This is a genomic window from Micromonospora sp. NPDC002411 (assembly GCF_053592955.1).
The window spans coordinates 1-8665 of record NZ_JBSFBM010000284.1 but is presented as its reverse complement, the minus strand read 5'-3'; the positions used below and the strand labels follow the sequence as shown (position 1 = coordinate 8665).

Genomic DNA, 8665 nt, shown 5'->3' with positions numbered 1-8665 from the left:
CCTGAGAAGAACTCATAAACCGACGAGTGGTGACGTGGCTTACGCCGAGATCGTCTGTCCCACCGGCCGCCTTCCCGGAAGGATCGCGGACATGCCCGAGCCGATCGCCGCTTCCGAGCCCGACCTGGCGCACCACGGTGACGTCGAGGTCGGCGACGGCCTGATCGACCTCGCCGTCAACGTCCGTCAGGCACGGCCGCCCGCCTGGCTGGCCGACCCGATCGCCGCCACCCTGTCCGACCTGGCCCACTACCCGGACCCGGCGCCGGCCCGGGCCGCGGTCGCCGCCCGACACCGCCGTCACCCGAACGAGGTGCTGCTCACCGCCGGTGCCGCCGAGGGCTTCGTACTAATCGCGCAGGCACTTCGCGGCGTACGCCGGCCGGTGGTGGTGCACCCCCAGTTCACCGAGCCGGAGGCGGCACTACGGGCCGCCGGCCACCCGGTCGAGCGCGTTCTGCTGGACGCCGCCGACGACTTCCGGCTCGACCCGTCCCGGGTGCCCGCCGACGCGGACCTGGTGATGATCGGCAACCCGACGAACCCGACCTCGGTGCTGCACCCCGCGCAGACGCTCGCCGCGCTGGCCCGCCCCGGCCGGGTGCTGGTGGTCGACGAGGCGTTCGCCGACACCACCATCGCCCCCGGGCACCCGGGCGAACCGGAGTCGTTGGCCGAGCGGCGCGACCTGCCGGGGCTGCTCGTTCTGCGCAGCCTCACCAAGACCTGGGGCCTGGCCGGCCTCCGGATCGGCTACCTGCTCGGCGACCCGGAGCTGCTGTCCCGGCTGGCCGCCGTCCAGCCGCTCTGGGCCGTCTCCACACCGGCGTTGGCCGCCGCGTCGGCCTGCGCCACCACCGTCGCGGTCCAGGCCGAACGCGCGATCGCCGCCGACCTCGCCGCCGACCGCGACCACCTGGTCGCCCGCCTGGAAGACCTGCCCGGTGTACGCGTCGTCGGGCGTCCCGCCAGCGCGTTCGTCCTGCTGCACCTGCCGGGCGCGAGCGCGATCCGAGCCGCCCTGCGTGAGCGCGGCTGGGCGGTGCGCCGGGGCGACACGTTCCCCGGCCTCGGGCCGGACTGGCTGCGGGTGGCGGTACGCGACCGAAACACCACCGACGCTTTCACCGAGGTGCTGCGCGAAATCATGGAGGCATGATGTTGGAGACCACGATCGCGGCGATCCGCCCGGCTGACGAGACGGCCATGGCCGCCGCCCGTGAGCTGCACGGCCGGCTCACCAAACCGGCGGGCTCGCTGGGGGCGTTGGAGGACCTTTCGGTACGCCTCGCCGGCCTGGCCGGGGCCTGCCCACCGCCGTTGCCCGAGCCGGCCGCGGTGGCGATCTTCGCCGGTGACCACGGGGTGCACGCCCAGGGGGTCAGCCCGTGGCCGCAGGAGGTCACTGCGCAGATGATCGGCAACTTCCTGGCCGGCGGCGCGGTGGTCAACGCGTTCGCCCGGCAGGCCGGCGCGTCGGTCACAGTGGTCGACGTCGGGGTGGCCACCCCGCTGTCCGCCGGACCGGTGCCCGACCCGACCGTGCTGGACGCAGCCGCGCCCGCTCCGGCCGTGCTGGACCCGGCTGTGCCCCGGTTGGTCGTCGCGTCGGTCCGCCGGGGCACCCGCGACCTCGCGGTGACCGCCGCGCTGACCCGGGACGAGGCGCTGGCGGCGGTGCAGACCGGCATCCGGATCGCGGACGAGCTGATCGACGCGGGTGCCCGGATCCTGCTCACCGGTGACATGGGTATCGGCAACACCACCCCGGCCGCCGCCCTGATCGCCGCGTTCACAGGTGTCGACGCACTGGACGCCACCGGTCGGGGCACCGGGGTCGACGACCCGACGTACGCGCACAAGGTGGGAGTGGTGCGCGCGGCGTTGGCCCGACACGCACCCGACCCGACCGACCCGCTCGGTGTGCTGGCCGCCGTCGGTGGCCTGGAGCACGCCGCCCTGGCCGGGCTGATCCTGGGCGCGGCGGCCCGCCGTACCCCGGTGCTGCTGGACGGCGTGATCGCGGTGTCCGCCGCGCTGGCCGCCGCCGCGTTCGCCCCGGACGCGGTCGGCGCCATGGTCGCCGGCCACCGTTCGGCCGAACCGGGTGCGACAGTCGCACTGCGGCACCTGGGTCTCGAACCGCTCGTCGACCTGGGGCTGCGCCTCGGCGAGGGCACCGGCGCGCTGTTGGCGTTGCCAGTGGTCACCGGTGCCGTCCGGGTGCTGCACGAGGTCGCCACCTTCGACTCCGCCGGTGTGGCCGAGAAGTGACCACGCGCAGCGAACGAGCCGCCCGCCTCGGTGGTGCGGCGTGACGTCCAACCCGTACCCCCTCGGTTTGCGGCTCGACGGGCGGCGGGTGGTAGTGGTGGGTGGTGGCGCGGTCGCCACCCGGCGGGTACCCGCGTTGCTGGACGCCGGTGCGGACGTCCTGCTGGTGGCCCCGGAGCTGACCCCGGCGCTGCGCGCCCGGGCCGACGCGGGTCGACTGCACTGGGTGCCGCGCCGCTTCGCGCCCGAGGACCTGGACGGCGCCTGGCTGGTCCAGGTCGCCATCGACGACCCGATCGCGGCGGCCTCGGTGAGCGCCCTCGCCGCCGAGCGACGGATCTTCTGCGTCCGGGCCGACGACCGGTCGGCCGCCACCGCCTGGACCCCGGCGGTGACCCGCCACGGCCCGGTCACGGTGGCGGTGCTCGGCGGCGGTGACCCCCGTCGGGCGATGACAGTCCGCGACGCGATCCGCGACCTGCTGGCGGTCCGCCTGGCACCGGAATCAAGCGCTCCGACGCAGAGCCGGCCCGACGCCGCTACCGGTGGGCGGCAGGCAGGTCGGGTGGCGCTGGTCGGGGCGGGGCCGGGGGACCCGGAGCTGATCACCGTTAAGGGCTGGCGGCTGCTCACCGAGGCCGACGTGGTGGTCGCCGACAGGCTGGTGCCCGGCCTGCTCCTCGACGAGTTGCGCCCCGACGTCGAGTTGGTGGACGCCTCGAAGATTCCCTATGGACCGTCCCGGGCCCAGGAGGAGATCAACCAGATCCTGGTCGACCGCGCCCTGGCAGGTGCCTTCGTGGTGCGGCTCAAGGGCGGCGACCCGTACGTCTTCGGTCGCGGCGGTGAGGAGCTGTTGGCCTGCGCGGCGGCCGGCGTACCGGTGACAGTGGTGCCCGGCGTGACCAGCTCGATCGCCGCCCCGGCGGCGGCCGGGATCCCGGTCACTCACCGGGGGGTGGCGCACGAGTTCACTGTGGTCTCCGGGCACCTGGCACCCGACGCGCCGGCGTCGCTGGTGCGGTGGGACGCCCTCGCCGGTCTGCACGGCACCCTGGTGATCCTGATGGGGCTGAAGAACCTGGCCGCGATCACGGCCACCCTGATCGCCCACGGCCGGTCGCCGGAGACGCCGGCCGCGGTGGTGCAGGAGGCCACGACAGGCACCCAGCGGGTCCTACGCTCCACGCTGGGCGAGGTCGCCGCCGCCGTACTCACGGCCGACCTACGCCCACCCGCCGTCGTGGTCCTGGGCGACGTGGTGAACGCCCTCGACGAGGGCCCGCGCCCCTCATGATCAAGTGATGAAAAGTAGTTACCCGGGCAGATTCTGAGCTACTTCTCATCACTTGATCATGGAAAGTGATGAGGGGCTGGAGCGCTCGCGCTCCAGCCCCTCTGTCACGTCGACTACTGCTTGAGCATGTTGTCCAGCAGCAGGGCGCAGCGGATGAGCCCGAGGTGGCTGTACGCCTGCGGGTGGTTGCCCAGGCCGCGCTCGGCGAGCGGGTCGTACTGCTCAGGGAGCAGGCCGGTCGGGCCGGCGGTGAGCACCATCTGCGCGAACAGTTCCTCGGCGTCGGTGCGGCGGCCGGTGCGCAGGTACGCCTCGATCAGCCACGCCGTGCAGATGTGGAAGCCGCCCTCGCGGCCGGGCAGGCCGTCGTCCCAGTGGTAGCGGTAGACGACCGGGCCGCTGCGCAGGTCCGCCTCGATCCGCAGGACCGTGGACAGGAAGCGCGGGTCGTCACCCGGGAGCAGGCCGGAGAGCCCGATCCAGAGCGACGAGGCGTCCATGTCCTCGTCCCCGTACGCGACGCTGTACGCCTCGACGTCGGAGTGCCAGCCGTGCTCCAGCACGTTGGCGCCGATCCGGTCGCGCAGGTCCTTCCACTCGGGTCGGTCCTCGCCACCGTGCTCGCGCATCACGTGCAGCGCGCGGTCGACTGTCATCCAGCACATCACCTTGGAGAAGACGTGGTGCCGTGGTGGCAGCCGTGCCTCCCAGATGCCGTGGTCGGGCTCGTGCCAGCGCCGACGGACCGCCTCGACCATGTTCTCCAGGACGCGCCACTCGTCGTCGCGGACCGAGCCGCGAGCGTCGGCGACGGCCGCGATCAGGTCGGCGATCGGGCCGAAGACGTCCAGTTGGAGCTGGTGGTTGGCGAGGTTGCCGACCCGGACCGGCCGGGAGCCGGCGTACCCGGGCAGCGTGTCGATGACCGCCTCGGCGCCCAGCTCGTACCCGTCGATGGTGTAGAGCGGGTGCAGCCGCTCGGGGTGACCGCCGGTGCGCTCGATGCAGCCGTCCACCCAGCGCAGGAATGCCTCGGCCTCCTGGATGGAGCCCAGGTCGACGAGCGAGCGGGCGGTCAGCGCGGCGTCGCGCAGCCAGCAGTAGCGGTAGTCCCAGTTGCGGACGCCACCCAGCTCCTCGGGGAGCGAGGTGGTCGCGGCGGCCAGGATCGAGCCGGTGGCTTCGTGGCAGAGCCCGCGCAGGGTGAGGGCGCTGCGCACGACCAGGTCGCGGGAGGTGGACGGCAGCCGCAGCGAGGCCACCCAGTCCTTCCACGGCTGCTCGGCGGCGGCCTGCCGCTCGTGGATCGGCACCCGGTGGTGTTCCAGGCTGTGCGTGCCGAAGCGCAGCTCCAGCACGACCTGCCCGCCGGCGGCGGAGAGGTCGACGACCGCCTTGGCGGTCTCGTACCCACCGTCGTTGCCGACCTCCCACTGCAGGCCGGGAGCGTAGAGCGCGACCGGTTCGTTGGAGCCGAGCACCAACAGGCCGTCGCCGAGCGGCTGCAACTGCACGGCGACCTGGCCGAACTCGGGCCGGGGCGCGAACTCGACCCGGGCCTTGCCGCTGCCGGTGAGCACCCGGACCAGGGTTGAGTCGCCGGTGATGACCGCCGGGCTGTCGTCCGGGGTGGTCTCCCGGGCCGGCTTGTCCAGCCAGTCGGTGACGGTGAGCCCGGACCACCGGGTCTCCACCGTCATCGTGCCGGAGCGGTAGCGCTGGCCCAGCGGGATGCCGCCGCGTTCCGGGGTGATGCTGAAGTGGCCGGCCGGGCTGCCACCGACCAGGTCGGCGAAGATCGCCGCCGAGTCCGGCTTGGGGTGGCAGAGCCAGCTCACCTTGGCCTCGGGGGTGAGTAGGGCGACGGTACGACCGTTGGACAGCATCGAGTGCCGTTCGATCGGCACCGCCCGTTCGCCGAACAGCCAGTGCCGTCGGGTCTCCAGCAGCAGCGCCAACGCCCGCGCGGCCTCCAGCGGGTCGGCGACCCGGTAACCGGCCTGGGTGTCCCCGGGGCCGATCTTGATGCCGAGGTCGGGGCCGTGCAGGTGGCCGAACGCGTTCTCGTCGGTGATGTCGTCACCGATGAAGAGCACCGCGCTGGCGGCGAGTTGGGTCCGTAGCTGGTCGACGGCGGTGCCCTTGTGGGTGGCCACGACGGAGAGCTCGATGACCTCCTTGCCCTGGGTCACCGTGACGCCGTCGAACGTGGCGGGGCCGTTGCGGACCGCCTCGATGGCGGCGGCGGCCACCTCCGGGTCGATGCCGCGGGTGTGCATCGCGACGCTCGCCGGTTTGCGTTCCAGCCGGATGCCCGGGTGGTCGGCGGCGATGTCGCGGAGCGCGTTGCGGACGCGGGTACGCACCGCGACCAGCTCGGGGGAGAGCCGCTCGACGAAGCCGATGTCGAACTCGGAGCCATGGCTGCCGACGAGGTGCACCTCGCTGGGCAGCCGGGAGAGTGCGGCCAGGTCGCGCAGTGCCCGGCCGGAGACCACCGCCACTGTGGTCTGCGGCAGCGCGGCCAGCGCGCGGACGGCGGCCACCGACTCGGGGAGCGGGACGGCGGTGCTCGGGTCCTCCACGATCGGCGCGAGCGTGCCGTCGTAGTCGCAGGCGACCAGGAGTTGGGGGACCCGGGCGATCCGGCCGATGGCGGCGCGCAGCTCGGGGTCCATCACCCCGGTGGCGATCGCCGCCCCATCGTTGACGGACGTGTTCACTCGGCCTCCGCCTCCGAAACCCCAAGCTCGGAGAGGAAGGACTTGGCCCAGTGGCCCACGTCGTGGGTACGCAGGTGACGTTGCATTGTCCGCATCCGGCGGCGCGCCTCGGTTTTCTCCACGTGCACTGCCCGGAGCAGGGCGTCTTTGACCGCGTCCGGGTCGTGCGGGTTACACAAAAATGCCTGGCGAAGCTCGGTGGCGGCGCCGGCGAACTCACTGAGCACGAGCGCGCCACCCTGGTCGGCACGTGATGCTACGTATTCCTTCGCCACCAGGTTCATTCCGTCTCGCAGCGGGGTCACCATCATGACGTCGGCGGCAACGTACATCGCGGCCAGTTCACTGCGACTGTACGACTGATGCAGGTAATGCACGGCCGGCACGCCGACCCTGCCGAATTCACCATTAATCCGACCGACTTCGCGCTCCACCTTGACGCGAAGTGCCTGGTAGTGCTCCACGCGCTCGCGGCTGGGTGTGGCCACCTGGACCATGACCGCGTCGGGGACTGTCAACTTTCCGTCAGCCAGCAGCTCGCGGAAGGCCTTGAGTCGCAACTCGATGCCCTTGGTGTAGTCCAGCCGGTCCACCCCGAGGATGATCGTCTTCGGGTCGCCCAGCTCGGCGCGGATCTGCTTGGCCCGCGCCTGGATGGCCGGGTCGGCAGCCATCCGCTCCATCTCCTGGGTGTCGATCGAGATGGGGAAGGCGCCGGCCTTCACCTGCCGACCGTCGACCTGAATCATCTGCCCCTCGTAGCGCAGCCCGAGCAGGTGCCGGGCCAGCCGGACGAAGTTCTGCGCGGCCAACCGCTGCTGGAAGCCGACCAGGTCGGCGCCGAGCAGGCCGCGCAGGATCTCGGTGCGGAACGGCATCTGCATGAACAGCTCGATCGGCGGGAACGGGATGTGCAGGAAGAACCCGATCCGCAGGTCCGGGCGCAGCTCACGGAGCATCGCCGGCACCAGTTGCAGCTGGTAGTCCTGCACCCAGACCGTGGCGCCCTCGGCCGCGACGTCCGCCGCGGCCTCCGCGAACCGGGCGTTGACCAGGCGGTACGCCTCCCGCCACCGGCGCTTGTAGGCAGGTGTCTCCACCGCGTCGTGGTAGAGCGGCCAGATCGTCGCGTTGGACTGGCCCTCGTAGTAGCGCTCCAGCTCCTCGGCGCTCAGCGGGACCGGGTGCAGCCGGATCCCCTCCAGGTCGAACGGGTCGGGAGCCGGGCCGGTGCCGCCGGCCCAGCCGACCCAGGTGCCCTGGTGCTCGGCGAGTACGGGATGCAGGGCGGTGACCAGCCCACCAGGGCTACGCCGCCACTGCCGTCCCTCGGGTGTGCTCACCTCGTCGACCGGCAGACGGTTCGCCACTACGACAAAGGAGCTACGGACGGTCACGATCGGCCACCTCCAGGTACTGACGGGTCCACCGCGATGAGCGTACTGAGCGTAGCTGCGGCGTCTTGTGCCTAGTGCCGGAGTCTCCTACCCGCCCCGGACGTGCCGAATCCTGGGGGTGATCTTGTCGACAGCCGCCGGTCAGAGGTCGATGATCGGCCATTCCTTCGGCAGTACCTCGCCGAGCAGCTCCCGCCGATCCGTCATGATCGGCACGAGGGGGTGGGCGGCGGCGTCCATCGCCAACTGGGCCAGGTCCGTGTGCCCGGCCATGCGGCGTGACCATCCGCCGAGGAAGGAGCACATGTTCGGCTCGACCGGGGTTACCCGGATGTGCGGCAACGCGGCGAGCACTTCGAGCATCTCCCACTGACCGGGAGTGGCCTCCTGGTGCGCTCGGACGAGGCAGAGTGCCGGCACCAGCACGTTCACTCCATAGTCAGCGGCCTCCGCGATGCGGTGACCGACATCCCGTTCCGACGACGAATAGGCCAGCAGCGCAGTCGCATCCAGCGCCAGGCCGTAGGCCGTCACCGGCTGGCTCGCGCGCGGGCCGCCAAGACCTCCGCCTGGAGCTGGGCCGCCTGTTCGCGCAGTTCGGGGGTGATGCTCGCCCGCAACTGCTCCATCTCGGCGTGGACCCGCGCCACACCCTCGTCGGTGATTTCGAAACCAACACGACGGAGGATCTCCCGGGTCTTCTCCCCGGCCACCCGCCGTCGCAGAGACTCCGCGACGTAGGCGGAGGCATTCGGCTCCTCGGCCAGCCTGTCGGCGAGCTCGTCCGGCAGGCTGATGGTGATCTTTTTGGTCATACCTAAACCGTAATTTGCCTTACCGGGTTGGGCAAGGAGACGCGCCCCGCGTACTCCTGGGGCGGGGTGATGTGGGCGAAGCGCGCCGTACCTGTCAGGATTGACGATGGCGTGCGCGCGGCCGGCTCCTGGCCGGCGGCGGCGGGCGGTCCTCGCAGC

The 8665-nt window shown here is 72.0% G+C and carries 7 protein-coding genes; 3 read left to right on the top strand and 4 right to left on the bottom strand.

Annotated elements, in window-relative coordinates; translation table 11 throughout:
* Positions 1 to 91: 91 nt before the first annotated feature.
* Genes cobC through cobA form a run of 3 tightly spaced genes read left to right on the top strand, consistent with a single transcriptional unit; the run spans position 92 to position 3571 of the window.
* The gene (gene cobC / locus ACWCO3_RS26740; RefSeq protein WP_357937685.1) at positions 92 to 1159 is read left to right on the top strand and encodes an Rv2231c family pyridoxal phosphate-dependent protein CobC; all 1068 of its coding nucleotides are present in this window, start codon (positions 92 to 94) and stop codon (positions 1157 to 1159) included.
* On the top strand, positions 1159 to 2274 hold the full coding sequence (gene cobT / locus ACWCO3_RS26735; RefSeq protein ID WP_354890153.1) for a nicotinate-nucleotide--dimethylbenzimidazole phosphoribosyltransferase: 1116 nt from the start codon (positions 1159 to 1161) through the stop codon (positions 2272 to 2274). Before cobC ends, cobT begins: the two co-directional genes overlap by 1 nt.
* A gap of 40 nt (positions 2275 to 2314) precedes the next feature.
* Positions 2315 to 3571 (top strand): uroporphyrinogen-III C-methyltransferase, encoded by a 1257-nt coding sequence (cobA, locus tag ACWCO3_RS26730; protein ID WP_145779321.1) that lies wholly within the window; start codon positions 2315 to 2317, stop codon positions 3569 to 3571.
* Between the two features lie 113 nt (positions 3572 to 3684).
* Here the strand turns inward: cobA and otsB are convergent, their stop codons facing one another.
* The 4 genes from otsB to ACWCO3_RS26710 form a co-directional block, all read right to left on the bottom strand.
* The gene (gene otsB, locus ACWCO3_RS26725) at positions 3685 to 6249 is read right to left on the bottom strand and encodes a trehalose-phosphatase (RefSeq protein WP_145785477.1); all 2565 of its coding nucleotides are present in this window, start codon (positions 6247 to 6249) and stop codon (positions 3685 to 3687) included.
* 41 nt (positions 6250 to 6290) lie between these two features.
* On the bottom strand, positions 6291 to 7691 hold the full coding sequence (locus ACWCO3_RS26720; RefSeq protein ID WP_145779322.1) for an alpha,alpha-trehalose-phosphate synthase (UDP-forming): 1401 nt from the start codon (positions 7689 to 7691) through the stop codon (positions 6291 to 6293).
* Positions 7692 to 7832: 141 nt separating this feature from the next.
* The gene (locus tag ACWCO3_RS26715; protein ID WP_145779323.1) at positions 7833 to 8225 is read right to left on the bottom strand and encodes a hypothetical protein; all 393 of its coding nucleotides are present in this window, start codon (positions 8223 to 8225) and stop codon (positions 7833 to 7835) included.
* Positions 8222 to 8506, bottom strand: a complete 285-nt coding sequence (locus ACWCO3_RS26710) for a hypothetical protein (RefSeq protein WP_145779324.1) — start codon at positions 8504 to 8506, stop codon at positions 8222 to 8224. Before ACWCO3_RS26710 ends, ACWCO3_RS26715 begins: the two co-directional genes overlap by 4 nt.
* Positions 8507 to 8665 lie beyond the last annotated feature (159 nt).